Source organism: Pseudomonas sp. R25(2017) (genome assembly GCF_002112565.1).
In the GTDB taxonomy this organism is placed as follows: Bacteria; Pseudomonadota; Gammaproteobacteria; order Pseudomonadales; family Pseudomonadaceae; genus Aquipseudomonas; species Aquipseudomonas ekonensis.
Map to the genome: position 1 here is coordinate 63,834 of NZ_NEHZ01000018.1, position 23,531 is coordinate 87,364.

The window sequence follows — 23,531 nt, forward strand, 5'->3', positions numbered from 1 at the left end:
GACGTGAGTCAATCCTTGCCCTTACTGCTGGTTCTCCTGATCGGTGAACAGATCGCTGAACAACATGCTCGACAGGTAACGCTCACCGGAGTCCGGCAGCACCACGACGAGGGTCTTGCCCTGCATTTCCGGGGTCTCGGCCAACCGCACCGCCACCGCCATCGCCGCACCGCAGGAAATCCCGCACAGGATGCCCTCTTCCTGCATCAGCCGCAGGGCCATGGCCTTGGACTCTTCATCGGTGACCTGCTCGACCCGGTCGACCATCGTCAGGTCCAGGTTCTTGGGCACGAAACCGGCGCCGATGCCCTGGATCTTGTGGGGGCTGGGCTTGATCTCTTCACCGGCCAGCGCCTGGGTGATGACCGGGGACGCCACCGGTTCCACCGCCACCGACAGGATCGGTTTGCCCTGGGTGTTCTTGATATACCGCGAGACACCGGTGATGGTTCCGCCGGTGCCCACTCCCGCCACCAGCACGTCGATGGCGCCGTCGGTGTCGTTCCAGATTTCCGGACCGGTGGTCTTCTCGTGGATCGCAGGGTTGGCCGGGTTGTCGAACTGGGCCGGCATGAAATATCGGCCGGCATCGCTGGCGGCGATTTCGGTGGCTTTCTCGATGGCGCCTTTCATGCCCTTGGCCGGCTCGGTGAGCACCAGCTCCGCGCCCAGGGCCTTGAGCACCTTGCGTCGCTCGATGCTCATCGAGGCCGGCATGGTCAGCATCAGCTTGTAGCCGCGGGCCGCCGCCACGAACGCCAAGCCGATGCCCGTATTGCCCGAAGTCGGCTCGATGATGGTCATGCCCGGCTTGAGGCGGCCGCTGCTTTCGGCGTCCCAGATCATGTTCGCGCCGATCCGGCACTTGACCGAGTAGCCCGGGTTGCGACCTTCGATCTTGGCCAGGATGGTCACGCCGCGCGGGGCGATCCGGTTGATCTGCACCAGCGGCGTGTTGCCGATGGAATGGGCGTTGTCAGCGAAAATGCGGCTCATGGCTGGGTCCTTAAGACAGCGTTGGATTCAGCCGTCCAAGGTAAGCCTGTTGCGGCGGCCAGTCCAGCCCGTCCCGACCCGGTCGAACGACTGCGGCGGGCAGCAGTCAATCGCTTTAAACCCTGCGGAAAATGCCGTCATGAAACGTCGCTACCGCTGGCCCCTGTGGACGTTCGCCACCGTCGTGGCGCTGCTGGTCGCCCTGCACGTCGCCCTGCCTTGGCTGGTGCGCGACTACCTGAACGACAAACTGGCGGACATGGGCGACTACCGCGGCCGGATCACCGACGTCGACCTCGCCCTGTGGCGCGGCGCCTACAAGATCAATGGCCTGAAGATCGTCAAGGTCACGGGCAAGGTGCCGGTGCCGTTCGTCGACGCGCCGCTGATCGACCTGTCGGTCAGCTGGCGTTCGCTGTGGCACGACCATGCGGTGGTGGCACGGGTCAAATTCGTCAAACCCGAAGTGAACTTCGTCGATGGCGGGGCCAACAAGCAGAATTCCCAGACCGGCCAGGGCACCGACTGGCGCGCCCAACTGGGCAAGCTGCTGCCGATCACCCTCGACGAAGTGCAGATCGACGACGGACGCATCCGCTTTCGCAATTTCAACTCCAAGCCACCGGTCGACATGAGCGCCACCCACGTCCAGGCCATCGTGCGCAACCTGACCAACGTGGCGGACACCCAAGGCAAGCGCGACGCCCGCCTGGACGGCAAGGCCCTGCTGCTGGGCCACGCACCGCTGGAAACCCTGGCCACGTTCGATCCGTTGAGCAACTTTGAAGACTTCGAGTTCCGCCTTCGCGCCCGGGACATCGAACTCAGGCGCCTGAACGACTTCGCCTCGGCCTACGGCAAGTTCGACTTCAACGCCGGCCACGGCGACGTGGTGATCGAGGCCCGGGCCGAGAAGGCCCGGCTCAGCGGCTACATCAAGCCGCTGCTGCGCGATGTCGACGTGTTCAATTGGCAGCAGGACGTGGAAGACAAGAACAAGGGCCTGTTCCGCTCGATCTGGGAAGCGCTGGTCGGCGGCACCGAAACCGTGCTGAAAAACCAGGGCAAGAACCAGTTCGCCACCCGCGTCGAACTCAACGGCAGCGTCCACCGCCAGGACATCAGTGCGTTCGAGGCGTTTCTGCAGATCCTGCGCAACGGCTTCATCCAGGCGTTCAATGCCCGGTATGAACGGCCGAAACCCGATGCGGGCGACTGACGGGGCCGCTGCGCAGTCCAGCGGGAGCAAGCTCCCTCGCCACAAAGGCAGACCGGCCAAGCAACCGTCGCCGATGCCATCCATCGGCCGAAACCGAGTCAACATGTGACGCCCCATTCAGAGACTGAATACGCCGTCTGCGTTCACAGTCGGCGGGGCTGCGCGTTATAGTCGGGCCATCCGTTTTTTTGTCCCCGCCCTGCCCGTTCAGGCCGGCGTCACCGTTCGAGGATTAGCAGATGAAGTTCGAAGGCACCCAGGCCTACGTCGCCACCGATGACCTGAAGCTGGCGGTCAACGCCGCCATCACCCTGGAGCGGCCGCTGCTGGTCAAGGGCGAACCGGGCACCGGCAAGACCATGCTCGCCGAGCAACTGGCCGAGTCGTTCGGCGCCAAGCTGATCACCTGGCACATCAAGTCCACCACCAAGGCCCACCAGGGCCTGTACGAGTACGACGCGGTCAGCCGCCTGCGCGACTCGCAGTTGGGCGTGGACAAGGTGCACGACGTGCGCAACTACCTGAAGAAGGGCAAGCTGTGGGAAGCCTTCGAGTCCGAGGAGCGGGTGATCCTGCTGATCGACGAGATCGACAAGGCCGACATCGAGTTCCCCAACGACCTGTTGCAGGAACTCGACAAGATGGAGTTCTACGTCTACGAGATCGACGAGACCATCAAGGCCAAGAAGCGCCCGATCATCATCATTACCTCCAACAACGAGAAAGAGCTGCCGGACGCCTTCCTGCGCCGCTGCTTCTTCCACTACATCGCCTTCCCCGACCGCACCACCCTGCAGAAGATCGTCGACGTGCACTACCCGGACATCAAGAAGGACCTGGTCAGCGAAGCGCTGGACGTGTTCTTCGACGTGCGCAAAGTGCCGGGCCTGAAGAAGAAGCCCTCGACCTCCGAACTGGTGGACTGGCTCAAGCTGCTGATGGCCGACAACATCGGCGAAGCGGTGCTGCGCGAGCGCGATCCGACCAAGGCCATCCCGCCGCTGGCCGGCGCCCTGGTCAAGAACGAGCAGGACGTGCAACTGCTTGAGCGACTGGCCTTCATGAGCCGTCGCGGCACCCGCTAAGAGGCTGACGCCATGCTGCTCAACCTGTTCAACGAAATGCGCGCAGCCAAGGTGCCGGTGTCGGTGCGCGAGCTGCTGGACCTGATCAACGCGCTGAAGCAGCGCGTGACCTTCGCCGACATGGACGAGTTCTACTTCCTGTCCCGGGCGATCCTGGTGAAGGACGAGCGCCATTTCGACAAGTTCGACCGCGCGTTCGGCGCCTACTTCAACGGCCTGGAGAAGCTCGACGACCACCTCCAGGCGCTGATTCCCGAAGACTGGCTGCGCAAGGAATTCGAACGCTCGCTGACCGACGAGGAGCGCGCGCAGATCCAGTCCCTCGGGGGCCTGGACAAGCTGATCGAAGAGTTCAAGAAACGCCTGGAAGAACAGAAGGAACGCCACGCCGGCGGCAACAAGTGGATCGGCACCGGCGGCACCAGCCCGTTCGGCTCCGGCGGCTTCAACCCCGAGGGCATCCGGGTCGGCGACGCCGGCAAGCGCCAGGGCAAGGCCGTGAAGGTCTGGGATCAGCGCGAGTACAAGAACCTTGACGACTCCGTGGAGCTGGGCACCCGCAACATCAAGGTCGCCCTGCGCCGCCTGCGCAAGTTCGCCCGCCAGGGCGCGGCGGAAGAGCTGGACATCGACGGCACCATCGACCACACCGCCCGCGACGCCGGCCTGCTGAACATCCAGATGCGTCCGGAGCGGCGCAACACGGTCAAGCTGTTGCTGCTGTTCGACATCGGCGGCTCGATGGACGCCCATGTGAAGATCTGCGAGGAACTGTTCTCGGCCTGCAAGACCGAGTTCAAGCACCTGGAGTACTTCTACTTCCACAACTTCATCTATGAGTCGGTGTGGAAGAACAACATGCGCCGCACCTCCGAGCGCACTTCGACCATGGACCTGCTGCACAAGTACGGCGCCGACTACAAGGTGATCTTCATCGGCGACGCCGCCATGGCGCCCTACGAGATCACCCAGGCCGGCGGCAGCGTCGAGCACTGGAACGAGGAGCCGGGCTACGTGTGGATGCAGCGCTTCATGGAGAAGTACAAGAAGCTCATCTGGATCAACCCTTATCCAAAAGACACCTGGGGCTACACCTCCTCGACCAACATCGTGCGCGACCTGATCGAGGATCAGATGTATCCGCTGACGTTGCGCGGGTTGGAAGAAGGGATGCGCTTCCTGTCCAAATGACTTCGTCGCCCGGACGGGCGCCATCGCCAGCAGGCTGGCTCCCACACAGGTTCCGGCCGTTCACGAACCTTGCGTACGCCACGAAACCTGTGGGAGCCAGCCTGCTGGCGATGGCGTCGGTGATGACGCCGCGACAGTTGCCCGCCAACGGCACCTGCCGACAAAGCCCTCAGCGTTCGACGAAGCGCCGCAGATACTCGACCTGCTCACGGTGCGCGGTGTCCTGCACCACCGGCCGCAACCGCACCTGCGCCCCCGGCAAGCATTGCGCCAGGCGCGCCAGCGCCAACGGCGTCAACGCGCCCAGGCGCGGGTAACCGCCGATGGTCTGCCGGTCATTGAGCAGCACGATCGGCTGGCCGTCCGGCGGCACCTGCACCGCGCCCAAGGGAATGCCTTCGGAAATCATCGGCCGGCCCTGGTACTGCAACGGCATGCCCAGCAGGCGGATGCCCATGCGGTCGGCCCGGCTGTCGATCGTCCAGGCACGGTTGAACGCATCGAACAGGCTCTGCCCGCTGAATTCGCCGATCTGCGCGCCCAGCACCAGGTCCAGCGGCGCCTTCAGGGCCAGGTCCGGCCGATGTTCAAGCGGCACTTCACGCACCGGCAAAGTCGCATCGTCACAGTCCAGCAGCGCGCCTTTGGCCAACGGCAATCCCCGGCCCTCCAGGCCGCCCAATTCTTCGCGCACCACCGTCGAGCAACTGCCCAGCACCTGCGCCGCCGCAAAACCGCCGGGCGCCGCCAGATAGGCGCGGGCGCCGCTCAGCGGCTGGGTGAACTGCAGCGTCTGCCCCCGACGCAAGGTGAAGCTGCGCCAAGGCAGCAGCGGCTCGCCGTCGATACGGGCGCCGAGGTCGGCCCCGGCCAGCGCCAGCACGCAGTCATGCTGCGCCACCACGGCAAAGCCGCCGAGGGTGATCTCGATCACCGGCCGGTCAAGCCCGTTGCCCAGCAGCCAGTTGGCCCAGGCCATCGAGCGCCAGTCCGCCGCGCCGCCCTGGGTCACGCCCAGATGGCGCACGCCGAACCGCCCCGCATCCTGCAACTGGCACAGCGGTGTGCTTGCTTCGATCAACAATCGGCTCATGCCAGGGCCTCCAGTGGCGTGTCGTCACCGCCGAGGCGGATGAACTCGGCATGGCTCACCGCCTCGAACCGCACGGTGTCGCCGGGCTGCATCAGGCTGTAGCCGTCTCGGTCGCGGTCGAACAGCCTGGCCGGGGTACGGCCGATCAGGTTCCAGCCGCCGGGGGACACCGCCGGATACGCTGCGGTCTGGCGCTCGGCGATACCGACGCTGCCGGCGGCGACCTTCTTGCGCGGGGTGTCCAGCCGCGGCGCCGCCAGCGCCTCTTCCACCAGCCCCATGAAGGCGAAGCCCGGGGCGAAACCGAGGGCGAACACCTGATATTCCCGTGCGCTGTGGCGGCGGATCACCTCCTGCACCGTCAACCCGCTGCGCCGGGACAGCAAGCTCAGCTCCGGCCCGACGCTCAGGTCGTACCAGACCGGCAGCACATGGCAGCGGCCCGCGGAACCCGTGTTCGGCGACAGCCCGGTCAGGGCTTCGGCGATCCGCTCCCGCGCCTGGGCCGGGTTCAGGGCCGTCAGGTCGTAATGCACCATCAGCGTCGTGTAGGACGGCACCAGATCAATCAGGCAATCACCGAACACTGCGCGCAACCGCTCGCCGGCGGCCAGCATCCACGGCATGTTGGCCTCGGCGATCTCATCGAACAGGCGCACCATCAGGCAATCCAGCGCCACCACTTCCACCCGTGGGTTCATGACGCGCCCTGCTCGTCCAAGGCCTGGCGGATGCGCTGCACGGCGGCCACGGAAGCGGCGTTGTCGCCGTGCACGCACAGGGTGTCGGCGTGCAGGAGCAGATCCGAGCCGTCGCTGGCGACGAGGGACTCGCCGCGGGCGATGGTCAGCGCCTGCCGCACCACCGTTTCAGGATCGTGATGCACCGCGCCGGGCAACTGGCGCGACACCAGCCGCCCGGCGTTGTCGTAGGCGCGGTCGGCGAAGGCTTCGAACCAGAGCGTCACGCCGTACTCGTCACCCAACTGCTGCGCCGCCGAGTTGTCACGGGTGGCCATCAGCATCAGCGGCAGCGCACGGTCGTACGCCGCCACGGCCTGGATCACCGCCCGCAGCTGGGCCGGGTTGGCCATCATGTCGTTGTACATCGCGCCATGGGGTTTGACGTAGCTCACCCGCCCGCCCTGGGCGCGGCAGATGCCGTCGAGGGCGCCGATCTGGTAATGCAGGATGTCTTGCAGTTCCTGGGCGCTGTAGGCCATGGAACGCCGGCCGAACCCCACCAGGTCCTGATAGGCCGGGTGCGCGCCGACCTTCACCCCGTGGCACAGGGCCAGGCTCACGGTCTTGCGCATGATGCCCGGATCGCCGGCGTGGAAACCGCAGGCGATGTTGGCGCAGTCGATGAAGGGCATCACTTCGGCGTCCAGCCCCATGGTCCAGCTGCCGAAACTCTCGCCGATGTCGCAATTCAATAGCAGGCGGTTCACGGTGAACACTCCTGTAGCTTTGATCTTTTTCTGCCGTGGGACGCTTGCCGTCAGGCAGCGCCCCGCAGGTTATCAGTTACTGTGCGTCCAGTTGCTTGCCGCGGGTTTCCGGCAGGCTCAGCGCCGCGAGAATCACCACGCCATAGGACACCGCCGCGAAGGCGCCGATGCCCAGGCTCAGCGGCACCTTCTGGCTGAGCAGGCCGATCAGCAAAGGAAACAGCGCCGCCAGCGCCCGGCCGACGTTGTAGCAGAAGCCCTGGCCGGAGCCGCGGATGCGGGTCGGGAACAGCTCGGTGAGGAATGCGCCCATGCCGCTGAAGATCCCCGAGGCGAAGAAGCCCAACGGAAAGCCCAGCCACAGCATCACGCCATTGCTGACCGGCATCTGCGTGTAGAGCAGCACGATGGTGAACGAACCCACCGCAAACAGGATGAAGTTCTTCTTGCGCCCCAGCAGGTCGGTCAGATAGGCGCTGATCACATAGCCGGCATAGGAACCGACGATCACCATCGCCAGGTATCCGCCGGTGCCGAGCACGCTCAGGCCGCGCTCGTTCTTCAGGAAGGTCGGCAGCCAAGAGGTGATCGCGTAGTAGCCGCCGAGCGCACCGGTGGTCAGCAGCGAGGCGCGCAGCGTGGTGAAGAGCATGCCGGGTGCGAAGATCTCATAGAACCTGGACGGGTTCTGCGGGGTTTGCGCGGCCTTGGCTTCGCGGTAGATCTCCGGGTCCTTCACCAGACGGCGGACGAACACCACGAACACCGCCGGCACGATGCCGAGGATGAACAGCGCCCGCCAGGCGTCTTCGGCCGGCAGCACCGAGTACAGCAGCGCATACAGGATCGCGGTCAGCCCCCAGCCCAAGGCCCAGCCCGACTGCACCATGCCCACCGCCTTGCCGCGGTCCTTGGCGCGGATCACCTCGCCGATCAGCACGGCGCCGGCGGTCCATTCGCCGCCGAAGCCGAAGCCCATCAAGGTGCGGGCGATCAGCAGTTGCTCGTAGTTCTGGGCGAAGCCGCAGAGGAAGGTGAAGAACGCGAACCACAGCACCGTCAGCTGGAGGGTGCGCACGCGGCCGATGCGGTCGGAGAGAATCCCCGCCACCCAGCCGCCGATGGCCGACGCGATCAGGGTACTGGTGTGGATCAGCCCGGCCTGGCCCGTGGTGATGCCCCACATCGCGATCAGGGTCGGCACCACGAAGCTGAGCATCTGGGTGTCCATGCCGTCGAGGCCGTAGCCGATCTTGCAGCTCCAGAAGGTGCGGCGCTCTTGCTTGTTGATGTTGCGGTACCAGTCGAAGGGGCCGGGGCGGGCCGCCGTCTTGGGGTGGTCGAGGGTGTCGGGCGCACTCATGGCAAGTCTCCGCAGGCTTTTATTGGTCTTGTTCGTAGTCCCGACGACGCCTATCGTGGGAACCGCATGCGCCGATTCTTGGGCGCGCCGCCCTGCTGCGTCCAACGAATAAAAACCCGCCCTAGCCATAAGAAAAATTTGATCCCATGAACCTGAAGTTTCTCGAGACCTTTGTCTGGGTCGCCCGCCTGAAGAGCTTTCGCCTGACCGCCGACAAGCTGTTCACCACCCAGGCCTCGATTTCCAGCCGCATCGCGGTGCTCGAAGGCGAACTCGGGGTGAAACTGTTCGTGCGCGACTCCCGGGGCGTCAGCCTGACGCCCGAAGGCCTGAAGGTGCTGGAATACGCCGAGCGGATGCTCGACACGATGCAGGCGCTGAAGCAGTCGATCGAAACCCGCTCCAGCAAGGTCGGCCGGGTGCGCATCGGCGTGATGGACACGGTGATCCACACCTGGCTCAGCCCGTTGGTGGCGCAGATGACCGACCTGTACCCCCGGGTGGAAATCGAGCTGGTGGCGGATACGTCGCTGAACCTCTGCGATCAGCTGCAAAAGGGTTTTCTCGACCTGATCCTGCAGACCGACCTGGTGCGCCAGGAAAGCGTGCGCAGCCTCGCGCTGGCCAGCCATCCGGTCGGCTGGATCGTCGCCAGCCAATCGATCTACAACCGCGACTACACGGGCCTGGCGGACCTGGCGCAGGAGCGGATCATCACCTACTCGAAGAACTCCCGCCCCCACCAGGACATCCTCGCGCTGATGCAGGCCGAGGGCGTGCCGGCGCCACGGCTGAACTGCGTGAACTCGGTGTCGGCGATCACCCGCCTGCTGCGCGACGGCTTCGGCATCGGCGCCCTGCCGCCGGTGCTGGTGGCCGAGGAACTGGCGCGGGGAGAACTGACCCTGCTCGACATCGCGCAGCGGCCGCAGGACCTGCAGGTGGTGGTGTCGTGGCGGATCGGGGTGGAATGGGTCGAGGACATCGTGACCCTGTGCCAGCAGGTGCTGGAGGCGTATGCGCGCAAGGTGGGCGAGGGTTACATCGTCCTGTCGAAATGACTGCCCCACGCTGGGCGTGGGGCAGTCAGGTCAGAGGCCGCGCAGGTCGCGTTCCTCGATCGGCCGGCTCTGGCGCAGGCGCTTGCCGCCCAGCACCACCCAGTCGATCAGGCGGAACAGGCATTCCAGGCCGAACGACAGCAGCATCGCCCCGCCCATGCCCCATACCATCGCCTCCGGGGTCAGCAGGATCTGGTAGCTGTAGCCGTTCCAGGTTTCCTTGCGGATGTCCGGATCGGCGGCCAGCACCACTTGCAGGAAGCGGATGTACCACGGCCCCTGCATCGCCTGGTACTGCTTGTCCAGCGCGAGCTGGCGGTTGAGCAAGGTGCTCAGGCTGTCGGCGTCGCTGCGGAACACCGGGTCTTCGCTGGCGCGGTAGTGGGCGACCAGCGCCTGCAGGTCACCCTTGAAGAACTGCTCGGCGGTGCCCTGGAAGCCGCGCAGGCCGGTCTGCGCCTCGATCAGGTGGGCCTCGACCCGTTTGGCGTAGTCGTTGATGAACCCCGGCACCTGGACACCGACCAACAGGCCCGCCGCAAACAACACCAGCCGCAGATAACTGAGCAACATCGCAGGATCCTTATTCGGTCTTGCCCTGGCTGACGCATTCACCGCGCCGCCACAGGCTCCACTGGCCCGGTTCGTAGCGGGTCCAGGTTTCGTTTTCGGTCAAGGGTTCGGTGGCGATCACCGTGACCACGTCGTTGGGCGTGGTTTCGGCCTGGAAATCGACGATCACGTCGACGTCCTTCAGCCGCGCCGGGCCGAACGGCGCGCGCCGGGTGATCTGCGCCAGTTTGGTCGAGCAATAGCAGAACAGCCAGTCGCCGTCGCTGAGCAGGCAGTTGAACACGCCTTTGCCGCGGTACTCGGCGCAGGCGGCCACCAGGTCCGGCAGCAGCACTTCGATGTCGACCGGTTCCGGGAACGCGGCACGCACGCGGTTGAGCAGGTCGCAGAACGCCGCCTCGCTGTCGGTGTCGCCGACCGGGCGGTAGAAGCTCTGCGCCGGCGCAAAGTCCGCCAACTGGCCGTTGTGCGCGAAGCACCAGTTGCGCCCCCACAGCTCGCGGACGAACGGGTGGGTGTTGGACAGGCAGACCTTGCCGACGTTGGCCTGGCGGATGTGGCCGATGACCACTTCGCTCTTGATCGGGTAGCGCTGCACCAGGTTGGCGACTTCCGATTCGCAGCTGGCCGCCGGATCCTGGAACAGCCGCAGCCCGCGCCCTTCGTAGAACGCGATGCCCCAGCCGTCGCGGTGCGGGCCGGTGCGGCCGCCGCGCTGCATCAGCCCGGTGAAGCTGAACACGATGTCGGTCGGCACGTTGGCGCTCATGCCCAATAGTTCACACATGTGCAGGTTCCCGTGGCTACAGACGCGGCTCGACCCGCATGCGCTGCGGGTTGCCCGGCAACGGCGGACGGCCGTAGCGGTCGTCGCCGGCGCCGCCGAAGGCTTGGCCGGCGTCCCGCTCGTCTTCGGCGCGGGCCGCGGCACGGGCGGCTTCGGCCTGTTCCTTGCGCGCGTTTGAGGCCCGTTCGATCGGGAAGCGGATCAGCACGAAGATCAGGTAGATGCCGAAGGCGATCATGGCGTACATCAGCAGCTCGGAGATCGCGCGAAAGGCGTTGTTGCCGACCTTGAACAGCAGATCCAGCGCCGTGATGGCCACCGCCGGGGCGTATTTTTCCTTCACCGGGTCGATGATGGTCGGCGCGAACAGCAGCACCGCCACCAGCAGCCGCAGCGGCTCGCGCAGCCAGCGCCACATCCAGCGGGTCATGCGCATCCACACCAGCAGGCAGCCCAAGGCGGCGAAGGCGTAGAGGCCCCAGGCGATCAGATAGTCGTTCTCGGTCATGGTGTCCATGGCAAGGCAGGCAAAGAGGCGCTTATAGTAACGGCTTTTCGCACGGCCGGCTTGCCCCAAAAGACATGCAGCCTGCGGGAGCCGGCCTGCCGGCGACGAGGCCGGCGCATTCGGCGTCGATGCTGTCTGGCTGGCCCCACAGGATCGGCCATGCCGTCCCGGCCTGCGAACACCCTCTTTCCGAATCTTGTCCTGGAGCCCTCCATGCCCGCATCCGTCAACGCCCTCAGCGCCCCGATCGCCCGCAGAGCCCCCGGAGCCGACCCGTACGCCTGGCTGCAGGAGCGCGACACCGACGCGGTGCTCGACTACCTCAAGGCCGAAAACGCCTACCAGCAGGCGCAGACCGCCGATCAGGAAGGCCTGCGCGAATCCCTGTTCGAGGAGATCAAGGGCCGCATCCTGGAAACCGACCTGTCGCTGCCCTCCCCTTGGGGCCCGTACCTGTACTACACCCGCACCACCGCCGGCGACGAATACGCCCGCCACTACCGCTGCCCGCGGCCGACCGACGGCAGCCTGACCCTGGACGAAAGCCGCGAGCAGCTGCTGCTCGACCCCAACGCCCTGGCCAACGGCGGGTTCTTCTCCCTCGGCGCGTTCAGCGTCAGCCCGGACCATCAGCGCCTGGCCTACAGCGTCGATGCCTCGGGGGATGAGATCTACACCCTGTTCGTCAAGGAGCTGTCCAACGGCAAGGTCAGCGAACTGGCGTTCGAGGACTGCGACGGCAGCATGACCTGGGCCAACGACAGCCTGACCCTGTTCTTCGGCGTGCTCGACGACACCCACCGCCCGCACATGCTAATGCGCTACCGGCTGGACGGCACCGCCGCCGAAGAGGTGTTCCACGAGCCGGACGGGCGCTTCTTCCTGCATTGCTACCGTTCGAGTTCCGAACAGCAATTGCTGCTGTCGTTGGGCAGCAAGACCACCAGCGAAGTCTGGGCGCTGGACGCCAACCGGCCGCAGGAGGCCTTCACTTGCCTGGCGCCACGGGTCGAGGATCACGAATACGACGTCGATCACGGCAAGCTCGACGGCCAGTGGACATGGTTCATCCGCACCAACCGCGACGGCATCAACTTCGCGCTGTATCACGCCCCCGACACCGGCCACGCCCCGACCGAGGCCGATTGGCAGAACCTGATTCCCCACAGCGACACGGTGATGCTCGACGGCCTGAGCCTGAACGTCGGCGCCCTGACCCTGAGCCTGCGCGAAGGCGGCCTGCCGGTCATCGAAGTCCGCCCCCAGGGCCTGGCGCCCTACCGCGTGCAGTTGCCGGACGCGGCCTACAGCCTCTACGTGCAGAACAGCCTGGAGTTCGACAGCGACCGCATCCGCCTGCGCTACGAGGCCCTCAACCGGCCGGCCCAGGTGCGTCAGCTGATCCTGGCCAGCGGTGAACAGGCCGTGCTCAAGCAGACCCCGGTGCTCGGCCCATTCGATGCCGACGCCTACGTCAGCCAGCGCTTGTGGGCCACGGCGCCGGACGGCACCCTGGTGCCGATCAGCCTGGTGGTCAAACGGGAAATGCTCGGCCGGCCGGTGCCGCTGTACCTGTACGGCTACGGCGCTTACGGTTCGAGCCTCGACCCGTGGTTCTCCCACGCCCGCCTGAGCCTGCTTGAACGCGGCATGGCCTTCGCCATCGCCCACGTGCGCGGCGGCGGCGAACTGGGCGAGGCCTGGTACCGCGCCGGCAAGCAGGAACACAAGCACAACACCTTCAGCGACTTCATCGCCTGCGCCGAGCACCTGATCGCCGAGGGTTTCACCACCTCGCCGCAACTGGCGATCAGCGGCGGCAGCGCCGGCGGCTTGCTGATCGGCGCGGTGCTCAACCAACGCCCTGACCTGTTCGGCGCGGCGATCGCCGAAGTGCCGTTCGTCGACGTGCTCAACACCATGCTCGATCCCGAGCTGCCGCTGACCGTCACCGAATATGACGAGTGGGGCAACCCCGGGGAGCCGGACGTGTACACGCGGATCAAGGCCTACGCGCCGTACGAGAACGTCACCGCCCAGGCCTACCCCGCCACGCTGGTGATCGCCGGCTACAACGACAGCCGTGTGCAGTACTGGGAAGCGGCCAAATGGGTGGCCAAGCTGCGCGCCACCAAGACCGACGACAACCCGCTGCTGCTCAAGACCGAACTGGGCGCCGGCCATGGCGGCATGAGCGGGCGCTATCAGGGATTGCGTGACGCAGCGCTCGAATATGCATTTGTCTTCAAGGTTCTGGGGATCGCCTGAGGAACTCCGCCGGTCAGTCGGGTCTTAACTCCCGACACCGCAGGCCGATAGTTCGTACAGCCCTGTGGGAGCGAGCCTATTCGCCCCGCAGGGAATCTGTGTGAAGCCTGGAAACCGTGAAAACAAAAAAGACCGCGACGACATGTCAGAACCGACTCTGCTCAACAACGAAATCCGCGACTGGCTGATGGACTGCGGCCTGTTCGACCAACTGCTGCCGGCGGACTTCGCCGCCGCCTCGGGTTACTTCAGCATCAGCACCGTGGCCGAGGGCCAGGCGATCTTTCGCGAAGGCGATGCCGGCAGCTTCATGTGCATCATCCACAGCGGCCAGGTAGCGGTGCAGAAGACCAACGGCGACGGCCAGACCGTGACCATGGCCACCCTGCGCAGCGGCCGTGCGTTCGGCGAGATGGCCGTGCTCGACGGCGAACGCCGCTCGGCCACCTGCGTGGCGGCGAGCGACTGCCAGTTGCTCAACCTGGGCAAGGACTCCCTGGAAAAGATGCTCAACGACGCGCCGAAGATCGCCGCCAAGATCATCCGCGCCCTCGCCGTCTCGCTCTCCAAGCGCCTGCGCATGGCCGACGGCCAGTTGGCGGCGCAGCAGATCTAGCCGCCGGGGGATTTGCTCTTGACCGCAGGTTCGATTCCCGGCACCGGCTGGTCCTTGGCCGGCGGGCTGGGCATTTCGATCGGCACCAGCGGCGGGCCGCCGCTGCCGGATCCGGTCTTGGGGATCGGCACAGGGCTGATCTGCGGGTACGGGGTCGGCGTCGCGGTGCCGGGCGAGCCGGGCTGGCCGGCCGGCGCCACCGGAACCGACTGCTGGGCCCGGACCTGCGGGATCGAGATTGCGGCCATCGCAATGACCGCTAGAATGGTGCGCTTCATTCAGGGCTCCGTATTGGCCTGAGTCTGTGCACAGGCTACTCCCAACCGGATCCGACTGCCTGTCCTTTCTTGCAGGATCCTGCGGGCCCTGGGCTAAACTCTGCCGTAACCGTCATTAGTCTTTTACCAAGGTGAACCCATGAGTTCGTCGACCCCGACCAACACCTCGAAACTGGACCGCATCCTCGCCGACAACCAGCGCGACAAGGAAATGGGCTACCGCGACAAGGCCCTGAAAATGTACCCGCACGTCTGCGGGCGCTGCGCCCGGGAGTTCTCCGGCAAGCGCCTGAGCGAACTGACCGTGCACCACCGCGACCACAACCACGACAACAACCCGCAGGACGGCTCCAACTGGGAGCTGCTGTGCCTGTACTGCCACGACAACGAACATTCGCGCTACACCGACCAGCAGTACTTCGGCGAAGGCTCGCTGAGCACGCCGAAGATCGCCAAGGCCACCCACAACCCGTTTGCCGCGTTGGCCGGGATGATGAAGAAGGACGACTGAGGTTCTTTGTCGGCCATCCGGGCCTCATCGTCGGATCGCCGCCCGGGGCAAGCCCGCTCCCACAGGGTTTTGCAGTGGTCACAATTTTTGCATCCACCAAGATCCCTGTGGGAGCTGCGGTGCGACGACTCGACTTGCCAGCGAAGGCGTCATTCAAGGCGCCGTAGGACAGAAGCAAGACAGTTGCTCCCACAGTGTCATGTGCACTACCGCCCCCTGTGGGAGCGGGCCTACCCCGGACGGCGATTTGACGATAGGGCCGGGACAGTCGCCGCAGATCCCGAACCTGCCCCCCTCCTCCCCAATCCCCGTATAATCGCCCTCTTTTTTCCGAAGGCACCCCGCTCGTGGCAGACAAACGGTACAGCTGCATTGGTTTGTTCAACCCCAAATCACCGGAGAACGTCGGCTCGGTGATGCGCGCCGCCGGCTGCTACGGCGTGGCGTCGGTGTTCTACACCGGCAAGCGCTATGAGCGCGCCGCCGATTTCGTCACCGACACCAAGCGCGTGCACTACGACATCCCGCTGATCGGCATCGACGACCTGAAGAAGATCCTGCCCCTGGGCTGCGTGCCGGTCGCCGTGGAGCTGGTGGACGGTGCCCGCGCCCTGCCGGAGTACACCCACCCGGACCGCGCCCTGTACATCTTCGGCCCCGAGGACGGCTCGCTGGACAAGGAGATCCGCGACTGGTGCGAAGACGTGGTGTACATCCCCACCACCGGCTGCATGAACCTGGCCGCCACGGTCAACGTCGTGCTCTACGACCGCATGGCCAAGGGCCTGAACACCCGCTCCGGGCCGAAATTCCGCTGAAGCGTCGCCATTGCGATGGAACAAGCCGACGGCCTGCGCAGTCAGCTTGAGTATCCCCACTCATTGCCCGGAGACAGATCATGAGCGAACTCAAACGCGTCGAACGCATCGAATCCACCCCTTTTCAGAGCCGTTCCGACCAGAACGTGCAGGGCTGGGAACGCATCGGCTCGCTGGCCGGCGGTGTGCTGATGGTCGGCAAGGGCCTGCGCCGGGGCGGCGTGTTCGGCCTGATCCAGGTGGCCATCGGCGGCGTGGCCATGGCCCGCGGCCTCACAGGGCACAGCTCCGTGAAGAGCCTGCTGGAAAAGAGCCGTCAGGACATGAACAACGTGCGGGCCAAGATCGAGCGGGCCGGCGAAGAGTTGCGCACCTTGAAGGCCAACGCCGAGGCCGCGACCCGCACGGCGACGGTGACCGGCAACGAGTCGGTCAAGTCCCCGAAGGCCGGGGTCTGACCCTGGATCTGGGTTGAGCTGAAGGGCCCTGTCGCCAGCAGGCTGGCTCCCACAGGGGAAAGGCTGGGAACCAGCCTGCTGGCGATAGCGGCGCTACTTGAGCAATGCGCTGTCGAGCACCCTGGACGACTCGCCGATCACGCCCTCGGCCAGTTGCACGAACGCCGGGGCATCCACTCGCCCCGACTGCATCGCCCCGCGCAGCACATCGTCCAGCGAACGCTTGTTGCGGGTCTTGAGGCGGATCTCGCGGTCCAGTTCCTGCAACAGCAGCACGGCCTTGGCCACCTGCGCCGGACTGGCCTGGACGCCGCGCAACGTGGTGACGCCATGGCTGTCCGTGGTCAGCTTCGCCTGCCAGGCCTGATACCGGTCGTCGCTCATGCCGCCGGCGCGGCGCAGCAGTTCAACGGCGTAGTACTCGGCCAAGCCTTCGCTGATCCAGTCGTTGCGCTGCCCGTCGTTGATCCGGCCCAGCACTTGGGTCAACTCGCGCAGCAGGGCGCTGGCGCCGCTTTCGCTGACCAGCGGCAAACGGGTGTTCAGGTAAACGGAACCATGGGCGCCCAGGCCGCCGCGCCACATCGGGTCGTTGGCCCCGACGATCAGCAGCTTGCCGGGATGCTGGGGATACAGCGCCTGCACCTGCGGCCAGACGAACGTCAGCAGCGTCAGCACATCCATGCGCCGCATGCCCTGGCCCTTGGGCGAGGCCACGGTGACTTCGGTTTCCCCCAGCCGTGCGCGGCGGCTGCCCAGGTGACCGGCGAGCATCCAGCCGGTAGGACGGTCGAACAGGCGCGACGGGTTGTCGATGCGGAATTTGTTCCGGCCGATGCGCGGCCAGGCGGTTTCGATGCTGTTCCAGCCCTCGGGCAAGTCGAACTGCAGACGCGCGACCAGCTCGGTGCCGTCCTGCTGGTCGAGCCGGGCCGGCGGCACCAGCTCATCGCCGCGCAGCAGCGCCCAGGCCGGGGTCATGCGGGTGTCGAAGCTGCCGCTCTTGCGACCGTGGCTGATGCGCACGCGGTAGGTCAGGCTGGCGCTGTCCGCCGCCGGACGCCATACGCCGCGGGCCTGCTTGCCCGGGCTCAGCTGCCATTGGCCGTCGGCCTTGAAATCGCTGTAGCGGCTGCCGTCGCCCAGGTCGAAATCCAGGCGGCGCACCGCTTCGCCCTTGGCGAGGGTCAAGCGCACTTCGGCCTGATCGCTCTGCGGCAACAGGCGCACGCGGTAATCCAGATCGACCTTGTTCGCCGCCCACACCGGCGCGCTCAACACCAGCAGGCCTGCGGCCAGCACCCGACGCAATCCCGAAGCCATGCCCACTCCCTTGTGAGTCTGTGAAGGTTTATCCGGCGCGGAAAATCAGGTGATCTTCCCAGTCCTCTTCCGGCACGCTGCCTTCGGCGAGCATGCGCCCGGACTGGGAAATGCGTTCGTGGTGCACCGCGTCACGGTCGCCGCACACCAGGTGGTGCCACAACGGCAGGTCCTTGCCTTCGCTGACCAGGCGGTAGCCGCAGGTCGGCGGCAGCCACTTGAACTCGTCGGCCTTGCCCGGCGTGAGCTGGATGCAGTCCGGCACGAATTCGCGGCGGTTGGGGTAGTCGCTGCACTGGCAGGTCTTGAGGTCCAGCAGCTTGCAGGCGATGCGCGTGTAATAGACGCTGTTGTCCTCTTCGTCCTCAAGCTTCTGCAGACAGCACAGCCCACAGCCGTCGCACAGCGATTCCCATTCCTGCGGATCGAGCTGATCGAGGGTTTTGCGTATCCAGAACGGTTCGACTTTGGCGGCCATGGCTCAAGCATCAACATCAGGTGGTGAAAAGGCCGCCAGTCTAGTGCCCAAGGCCCGGCGGACCAAGCGTCGGCGACTGCCGGTTGCGCCGGGCTTGTCAGTTTTCCCGGGGCCAAGTAGCTTTGCCTGTCGCAACAAGCCCCGCCCGGGTGCCATCAACGCTCGACCGCGTTGCCGTCCGGCGAACCGCACGGCTCAACGGAACCCCATCGGTCAGTCCGCCTGACCCCGCCAGGTTCCGGTTCGACTCTCTTACTCAAACGTAGCAAGGAATCTCTTGATGAGTGCCAACCCTCGCGTTGCCGATTACGCCATTCACCCGCAGTTCACCGACCGCTGGTCGCCCCGCGCCTTCACCGGCGAAGCGATCCCGGAGGAAACCCTGCTGAGCTTCTTCGAAGCCGCACGCTGGGCGCCGTCGGCCTACAACTCGCAGCCATGGCGCTTTCTCTACGCCCGTCGCGACACGCCGAACTGGGAGCGTTACCTGGGCCTGCTCAACGAATTCAACCGTGCCTGGGCACAGCACGCCTCGGCCCTGGTGATCGTGATCTCCAAGACCACCTTCACCGCACCGGGCGCCGCCGAAGAGACCCCGGCGCTGTGGCACACCTTCGACACCGGTTCGGCCTGGGGCCACCTGGCGCTGCAAGCGAGCCTGAGCGGCTGGCACACCCACGGCATGGCCGGCTTCGACCAGGAGCTGACCCGCAAGGAGCTGAACATCCCGGAAGGCTACGCGCTGCACGCGGCCGTTGCCGTCGGCAAGCTGGGCGACAAGGCCACCCTGGCCGAGTACCTGCAGGCCCGCGAAGTGCCGAGCCCGCGTCGTCCGCTGAGCGAGCTGGCTGCCGAGGGTGACTTCACCCTCTGAGGCCTTTGTTGCCTCACTGACGCCATCGCCAGCAGGCTGGCTCCCACAGGGACAGGTGCACGACGCAGATCCCATGCAGGAGCGAGCCTGCTCGCGATTGCGCTCCGCCGGACACCCAGCGGTGACTGACACACGCCGCTGTCGCGGGCAGGTCAGCCCCCGCAGCGCCTATCGTCCATCGGGCATCAGTAGCCCCGGGCGAAGTCCACTTCTCCGCGCAGCGGCTCACCGGCCTCATAGGCCTTCAGGTTCTCCAGGAACAGCTGCACCATCATCGGCGGCGAGGTCGGCGCCGAGCTGTGCCCGGTCAGCAGCAGGCCCCAGGCAGTCCAGAACGGATGCCGCTGCGGCAACGGCTCCTGGCGGCAGACGTCGATCACCGCGCCGGCCAGATGCCCTTCCTTCAAGGCCTCCACCAGGTCCGCATCGACCACCGCCACACCGCGTCCGGCGTTGATGAACAGCCCCGTCGGCTTGAACTGCCGGAACAGCGCCGCGTTGTAGATGTCGTGGGTCTGCGGGGTATTCGGCAGCAGGTTGACCACGTAATCCACCTCCCCGACCAGGCGCGGCAGATCGGCCATCGAACCGACCTCGACGAACGGCGCCTGCTCCCGGGCGCTGCTGGCGATGCCGTACAGCTCGACCCCGAACGGCCGCAGGAACTGCGCCACGCTCTGGCCGATGTCGCCGGTGCCGACGATCAGCACCTTGCGCCCCACCAGGCTCTGGCCGGTGCGGTTGTCCCACTTGCGCTCGACCTGGCTCACCAGCCGCGCCAGCACTTCGCGCTCGTGGCCGAGCATGTAGGTCAGCACGTACTCGGCCATCACCTGGCCGAAGATGCCCACGGCCCGGGTCAGGCGGTAATCGCGGTACAGGCCGTCGGCCAGCAGCGGCGTGATGCCGGCCCAGGTCGATTGCAGCCACTGCGGCCGGTGGCCCTGGCGCAGCAGGGTCGCCAGCAGATCCGGCTGGCCCAGCCAGACCGGGCATTCGACGGCCTGGCGGGCCAGTTCGGCGGAGTCGCCGCTGGTCAGCACCTCAAGCCCGGGCGCCGCCTGACGCAACAGTCGGGCATATACCGCGTGGTCGTGTTCGGCAATCAGAACGCGCATGTTCAAACCTTTCGCAAACCGTGCAGACGGCCGCCCGCTTCGTGGCAGCCATCGCCGTGAAAATCAGTTCCAGGGAAATCCGGGGCCCAGGACAGGGCCCCGCGGATCAGACCGGGTCGTTGCGTCGCAGCAACTCTTCGGGCAGGTGTTCGATGTATTCGTCCTCGGCCGGCGGCATCTGCAGGTGATAGCCCTGCTTGTCGAGGTTTTCCAGCACCACGGCGATGTCCTCGCGCGCCAGTTTGCGCTCGGGGGTCAGCACCAGGTCAAAGGCGTGCTGCGGCTTGCCGAACGCGGCCAGCAGCGGCTCCGGCACCCGCTCCAGCGCATCGCTCTTGAGCACGTACAGGTACATTTCGTTTTTCTTCGGGCTGCGGTAGATCGAGCAAATCTGTTTCAAGGCTGTTCTCCGGCGGAGGCCAGGCTGTCGAGCAGCTGCTGGCCCATCAGTTCGCGGCGCCAGCCACGCAGCGAATCTGGCAGTTGGTAAGGCCCCTCGGGGAAGCCGCTCTTGACCAGCGCTTCGAGGGTTTTCTTGCGCAGCATCAGTTCCGGCGCGATCCCCAGACGCTCCGCTTCGGCCTGGCCGATGGCGCGCAGCCGCTTGATCAGCGCGGCGGCCTCGATCGGCAGCGGCTCGGGAATCGCCGGCGGCCACTGGTCAGGGGACACACTGCCAGAGCGTTTGATCAGATCAAGCAGAAACTCGCCGTCCTGACGCACGGTGCGCGGGTGCATGTCTTCGATCTTGGCCAACGCGCCGAGGTTGTCCGGCTGCGTGCGGGCCAGCGGCCACAGCGACTGCTCGCGCACGATGCGGTTGCGCGGCAGGTTGCGGGCCCGGGCCTCGCGTTCGCGCCAGGCGCACAGCTCGCGCAGCACGGCCAATTGGGCGCGGGACAGTTTCCACGCCAGCTTGGCTTCGCGGTACACCTCGTAAGGGTCGGTTTCGCGGCGCAGGTTGGCGACCAGTTCCGCACCGTCCTCCAGCACCCAGGCGCAACGTTCGTCCGACAGTTTCGGGCGCAGCTTCACGAACACTTCGGCCAGGTGCACGGCGTCTTCGGCAGCGTAGCTGACCTGGGTGTCGGACAACGGCCGCTGCAACCAGTCGGACCGGGTCTCGCCCTTGGGCAGTTCGATGCCGAGCACTTCCTGCACCAGCCGCGAATAGCCCATGGAGAACCCCAGGTTCAGGTAGGCGGCGGCCAGTTGGGTGTCGAACAGCGGCGCCGGCAGGCTGCCGGTCAGGCGCAGGAGCACTTCGAGGTCTTCGCTGCACGCGTGCAGCACCTTGACCACCGCCGTGTTCTCCAGCAGCGCGGCCAGCGGTTGCCAGGCGTCGATGGTCAGCGGGTCGATCAGGTAGGCGCGCTGGCCGTCGCCGACCTGCAGCAGGCCGGCGATCGGGTAAAAGGTATCGACCCGCATGAATTCGGTGTCGAGGGCCACGAAGGGCAACTGCTGCCACTCGGCGCACAGGCGCGCCAGGCTATCGTTGTCGCGAATCCAGTGAATATCGATGGCCACACGGCTCTCCCTTGAAGAATGGCGCGCAGTATATATCGCCGCCGGCGCTTTCCGCGCCTCTGCAGGGCAGGTGGATTGATGAAATCTCCTGCTTGAGAGCAAGAATAGTCTGACAGGACGTGTCTGAAGACTCAGTCCTTGGCCAGCACCCCGTCGATCACCGCGCCGCGGCATCCGGCGAACAGGTCCAGGTCATGCCGGTAAACGTTGCTCTGCACCTCCAGCAGGCCGAGCATCGAGTGGAACAGGTTGTCCTGGCTCAGGGGCTTGTCGCGGCTCAGTTGCAGGCAATGGGTGTCGACCGAGTAAGCCTTCTGGTAGCTGTCGGAGAACCAGGCCAGCATCGCCACATGCTTTTGCTGTTCCGGCGCCAGCATGTACGGCGTGCCGTGCAGGAACAGGTTGTACTCGCCCAGGGACTCGCCGTGGTCGGACAGGTACAGCATCGCGGTGTCGACCTTGTCCTGGTTGCTGCGCAGCACATCGATCAGGCTCGACAGCACATGGTCGGTGTAGACCAGCGTGTTGTCGTAGCCGTTGACGATGCTTTCGCGGCTGCAGTTGTTCAGGGCGTTGCTTTCGCACACCGGGGTGAAATGCTCGTATTCCTTGGGGTAGCGCTTGAAGTATTCCGGGCCGTGGCTGCCCATCTGGTGCAGCACCAGCACGGTGTCCTTGTCCAGGCGGTCGATAAAGCCCTGCAGGCCTTGCAGGAGGATCTCGTCGCGGCACTCGCTGTTCGCGCACAGGGCCGGGTCTTTCAGGTTACTGACGTCCTGCACGGTGACCCGGTCGCAGGTGCCCTTGCAGCCGGACTGGTTGTCGCGCCAGATCACGTCGAGGCCGGCGCGCTTGAGCACGTCCAGCAACCCTTCCTGGTTCTTCGCCTTGCTGGCGTCGTAGTCCTGGCGGCCCATGTCGGAAAACATGCACGGCACGGACACGGCGGTTTCGGTGCCGCACGAGTGCACGTCGGTGAAGGCGATCAGGCCGGCTTCCTTGTCCAGCTTCGGCGTGGTGTCCCGGTCGTAGCCCAGAATGCCGAAGTTCTCCGCCCGGGCGCTCTCTCCCACCACCAGCACGGTCAGGGATTTGCGCGGACGGTTCTGCACGGCCGGATTGCGTTGGGCGTCTTCGCCGATCTTGACGAACGGCTGCTGCACCGAGGCGACCTGCTCGCGCAGGTAGCCGGCCGAGGCGCCGATGTAGTTGCTCGGCACCAGCATCAGGCGCAGTTCATGGTGATTGCGGAACAACGAAGACAGGCCCTGGTAGTTGGCCAGCGCCACCCCGCCGATGACCGCCGCCGACGCGACGCCCACGATAACTTTGCTCAACAGTTCCCGGTGCCACTTGCGGTAGTTGACCGGAACTTTCCACAACAGCCAGGTCGGCAAGACACCCAGCAGGAGAATATAAACAAACAACTTCAAGGACAGCAGGTCGCGAACTTCCGTGGCATTGGTTTCGGCGAAGTTGCGAAACATGCCCGCATCAATCAATACGCCATATTGGCTCATGAAGTAGGCCACGCCGGCGCTGACCAGAAACATCAGGCTCAGCAGCGGCTTCATCACCGGCCGGAACGCCAGCAGCGTCAGCACGATGTTGTAGGCCGCGAAAATCATGACGCCGAACGCGATGCGCATGGCGATGCCTTTGCCGTCCGCCGACGTGATGTCGGACAGGTGCTGCCAGAGCACGCCATTGAATCCGAGCAAAAGAAAGGCACTGGCCAACAACGTCACCCATTCCGGGCGCACGGCTTTTAACTTCAGCATAAAGAGGGGCATTTCCTGAAAGAAGCGCTGTGACCAATTGTGAAAATTTCATTGATCAAGGCGGGACAAACTTTAAGCAGGCAACCATCAATTTTTTGTGAAAAAGAAGCCAACGAATAGTTGGCCCGATGTATTTGAGAATAGTTCGTTCA

General features: G+C 65.5%; 25 protein-coding genes. 10 read left to right on the forward strand and 15 right to left on the reverse strand.

Annotated features, from left to right (window positions below; translation table 11 throughout):
- Positions 1 to 21: 21 nt before the first annotated feature.
- Positions 22 to 996, reverse strand: coding sequence for a cysteine synthase A (cysK, locus tag CAG31_RS21785; RefSeq protein WP_085585038.1), 975 nt, complete (start codon positions 994 to 996; stop codon positions 22 to 24).
- A gap of 139 nt (positions 997 to 1,135) precedes the next feature.
- On the opposite strand from cysK, the gene CAG31_RS21790 reads away from it, so the two are divergent.
- From CAG31_RS21790 to CAG31_RS21800, 3 genes are all read left to right on the forward strand, one after another.
- Positions 1,136 to 2,215 carry a DUF748 domain-containing protein gene (locus CAG31_RS21790; protein WP_085585040.1) on the forward strand — a complete coding sequence of 360 codons (1,080 nt, stop codon included), beginning with the start codon at positions 1,136 to 1,138 and terminating at the stop codon, positions 2,213 to 2,215.
- A 239-nt stretch (positions 2,216 to 2,454) separates the two neighbouring features.
- On the forward strand, positions 2,455 to 3,300 hold the full coding sequence (locus tag CAG31_RS21795; protein WP_085585042.1) for a MoxR family ATPase: 846 nt from the start codon (positions 2,455 to 2,457) through the stop codon (positions 3,298 to 3,300).
- Positions 3,301 to 3,312: 12 nt separating this feature from the next.
- Positions 3,313 to 4,491 (forward strand): VWA domain-containing protein, encoded by a 1,179-nt coding sequence (locus CAG31_RS21800; RefSeq protein WP_085585044.1) that lies wholly within the window; start codon positions 3,313 to 3,315, stop codon positions 4,489 to 4,491.
- Between the two features lie 169 nt (positions 4,492 to 4,660).
- On the opposite strand, the gene CAG31_RS21805 is transcribed toward CAG31_RS21800, so the two are convergent.
- The 4 genes from CAG31_RS21805 to CAG31_RS21820 all read right to left on the reverse strand — a co-directional run bounded on the left by CAG31_RS21805 (position 4,661) and on the right by CAG31_RS21820 (position 8,397).
- Positions 4,661 to 5,584, reverse strand: a complete 924-nt coding sequence (locus CAG31_RS21805) for a biotin-dependent carboxyltransferase family protein (protein WP_085585047.1) — start codon at positions 5,582 to 5,584, stop codon at positions 4,661 to 4,663.
- Complete coding sequence (locus CAG31_RS21810) at positions 5,581 to 6,285, reverse strand: allophanate hydrolase subunit 1 (RefSeq protein WP_085585049.1); 705 nt, start codon at positions 6,283 to 6,285, stop codon at positions 5,581 to 5,583. Before CAG31_RS21810 ends, CAG31_RS21805 begins: the two co-directional genes overlap by 4 nt.
- A complete protein-coding gene (locus tag CAG31_RS21815; protein ID WP_085585051.1) occupies positions 6,282 to 7,034 on the reverse strand; it encodes a 5-oxoprolinase subunit PxpA in 753 nt (250 codons plus the stop codon). The genes CAG31_RS21810 and CAG31_RS21815 overlap by 4 nt, the downstream gene beginning before the upstream one ends.
- A 76-nt stretch (positions 7,035 to 7,110) precedes the next feature.
- A complete protein-coding gene (locus CAG31_RS21820; protein WP_085585053.1) occupies positions 7,111 to 8,397 on the reverse strand; it encodes an MFS transporter in 1,287 nt (428 codons plus the stop codon).
- 146 nt (positions 8,398 to 8,543) lie between these two features.
- On the opposite strand from CAG31_RS21820, the gene CAG31_RS21825 reads away from it, so the two are divergent.
- On the forward strand, positions 8,544 to 9,458 hold the full coding sequence (locus tag CAG31_RS21825; protein ID WP_085585055.1) for a LysR family transcriptional regulator: 915 nt from the start codon (positions 8,544 to 8,546) through the stop codon (positions 9,456 to 9,458).
- Between the two features lie 30 nt (positions 9,459 to 9,488).
- Here the strand turns inward: CAG31_RS21825 and CAG31_RS21830 are convergent, their stop codons facing one another.
- From CAG31_RS21830 to CAG31_RS21840, 3 genes are read right to left on the reverse strand one after another with little or no spacing between them, the layout of a single operon-like run.
- Positions 9,489 to 10,031 (reverse strand): DUF2937 family protein, encoded by a 543-nt coding sequence (locus CAG31_RS21830; RefSeq protein ID WP_085585057.1) that lies wholly within the window; start codon positions 10,029 to 10,031, stop codon positions 9,489 to 9,491.
- Positions 10,032 to 10,041: 10 nt separating this feature from the next.
- Positions 10,042 to 10,818: a class II glutamine amidotransferase gene (locus CAG31_RS21835; protein WP_085585059.1), complete on the reverse strand. Its 777-nt coding sequence runs from the start codon at positions 10,816 to 10,818 to the stop codon at positions 10,042 to 10,044.
- Between the two features lie 16 nt (positions 10,819 to 10,834).
- Complete coding sequence (locus CAG31_RS21840) at positions 10,835 to 11,335, reverse strand: MFS transporter (RefSeq protein WP_085585255.1); 501 nt, start codon at positions 11,333 to 11,335, stop codon at positions 10,835 to 10,837.
- Between the two features lie 204 nt (positions 11,336 to 11,539).
- Here CAG31_RS21840 and CAG31_RS21845 point away from each other — a divergent pair, with 204 nt between their 5' ends.
- Positions 11,540 to 13,594, forward strand: coding sequence for a S9 family peptidase (locus tag CAG31_RS21845; protein WP_085585061.1), 2,055 nt, complete (start codon positions 11,540 to 11,542; stop codon positions 13,592 to 13,594).
- A gap of 142 nt (positions 13,595 to 13,736) precedes the next feature.
- On the forward strand, positions 13,737 to 14,210 hold the full coding sequence (locus CAG31_RS21850; protein ID WP_085585257.1) for a cyclic nucleotide-binding domain-containing protein: 474 nt from the start codon (positions 13,737 to 13,739) through the stop codon (positions 14,208 to 14,210).
- Here CAG31_RS21850 and CAG31_RS21855 read toward each other — a convergent pair.
- A complete protein-coding gene (locus CAG31_RS21855; protein WP_085585063.1) occupies positions 14,207 to 14,488 on the reverse strand; it encodes a hypothetical protein in 282 nt (93 codons plus the stop codon). The genes CAG31_RS21850 and CAG31_RS21855 overlap by 4 nt on opposite strands.
- 139 nt (positions 14,489 to 14,627) lie before the next feature.
- Here CAG31_RS21855 and CAG31_RS21860 point away from each other — a divergent pair, with 139 nt between their 5' ends.
- From CAG31_RS21860 to CAG31_RS21870, 3 genes are all read left to right on the forward strand, one after another.
- On the forward strand, positions 14,628 to 14,999 hold the full coding sequence (locus CAG31_RS21860) for a YajD family HNH nuclease (protein ID WP_085585065.1): 372 nt from the start codon (positions 14,628 to 14,630) through the stop codon (positions 14,997 to 14,999).
- A gap of 347 nt (positions 15,000 to 15,346) precedes the next feature.
- Positions 15,347 to 15,817 carry an RNA methyltransferase gene (locus tag CAG31_RS21865; RefSeq protein ID WP_085585067.1) on the forward strand — a complete coding sequence of 157 codons (471 nt, stop codon included), beginning with the start codon at positions 15,347 to 15,349 and terminating at the stop codon, positions 15,815 to 15,817.
- Positions 15,818 to 15,897: 80 nt separating this feature from the next.
- Positions 15,898 to 16,275 (forward strand): DUF2892 domain-containing protein, encoded by a 378-nt coding sequence (locus CAG31_RS21870; RefSeq protein ID WP_085585069.1) that lies wholly within the window; start codon positions 15,898 to 15,900, stop codon positions 16,273 to 16,275.
- A 93-nt stretch (positions 16,276 to 16,368) separates the two neighbouring features.
- Here the strand turns inward: CAG31_RS21870 and CAG31_RS21875 are convergent, their stop codons facing one another.
- A complete protein-coding gene (locus tag CAG31_RS21875) occupies positions 16,369 to 17,598 on the reverse strand; it encodes a hypothetical protein (protein WP_085585071.1) in 1,230 nt (409 codons plus the stop codon).
- 28 nt (positions 17,599 to 17,626) lie between these two features.
- The gene (locus CAG31_RS21880) at positions 17,627 to 18,076 is read right to left on the reverse strand and encodes a YcgN family cysteine cluster protein (RefSeq protein WP_085585073.1); all 450 of its coding nucleotides are present in this window, start codon (positions 18,074 to 18,076) and stop codon (positions 17,627 to 17,629) included.
- A gap of 280 nt (positions 18,077 to 18,356) precedes the next feature.
- Here CAG31_RS21880 and CAG31_RS21885 point away from each other — a divergent pair, with 280 nt between their 5' ends.
- A complete protein-coding gene (locus tag CAG31_RS21885) occupies positions 18,357 to 18,950 on the forward strand; it encodes a nitroreductase family protein (RefSeq protein WP_085585075.1) in 594 nt (197 codons plus the stop codon).
- 185 nt (positions 18,951 to 19,135) lie between these two features.
- On the opposite strand, the gene CAG31_RS21890 is transcribed toward CAG31_RS21885, so the two are convergent.
- The 4 genes from CAG31_RS21890 to CAG31_RS21905 all read right to left on the reverse strand — a co-directional run bounded on the left by CAG31_RS21890 (position 19,136) and on the right by CAG31_RS21905 (position 23,379).
- On the reverse strand, positions 19,136 to 20,068 hold the full coding sequence (locus CAG31_RS21890; RefSeq protein ID WP_085585077.1) for a D-2-hydroxyacid dehydrogenase: 933 nt from the start codon (positions 20,066 to 20,068) through the stop codon (positions 19,136 to 19,138).
- A gap of 106 nt (positions 20,069 to 20,174) precedes the next feature.
- Positions 20,175 to 20,468 (reverse strand): YcgL domain-containing protein, encoded by a 294-nt coding sequence (locus CAG31_RS21895; RefSeq protein ID WP_085585079.1) that lies wholly within the window; start codon positions 20,466 to 20,468, stop codon positions 20,175 to 20,177.
- Positions 20,465 to 21,598, reverse strand: coding sequence for a ribonuclease D (rnd, locus tag CAG31_RS21900; protein WP_085585081.1), 1,134 nt, complete (start codon positions 21,596 to 21,598; stop codon positions 20,465 to 20,467). The genes CAG31_RS21895 and rnd overlap by 4 nt, the downstream gene beginning before the upstream one ends.
- 131 nt (positions 21,599 to 21,729) lie before the next feature.
- Positions 21,730 to 23,379 (reverse strand): phosphoethanolamine transferase, encoded by a 1,650-nt coding sequence (locus tag CAG31_RS21905; RefSeq protein ID WP_085585083.1) that lies wholly within the window; start codon positions 23,377 to 23,379, stop codon positions 21,730 to 21,732.
- Positions 23,380 to 23,531: the final 152 nt, after the last annotated feature.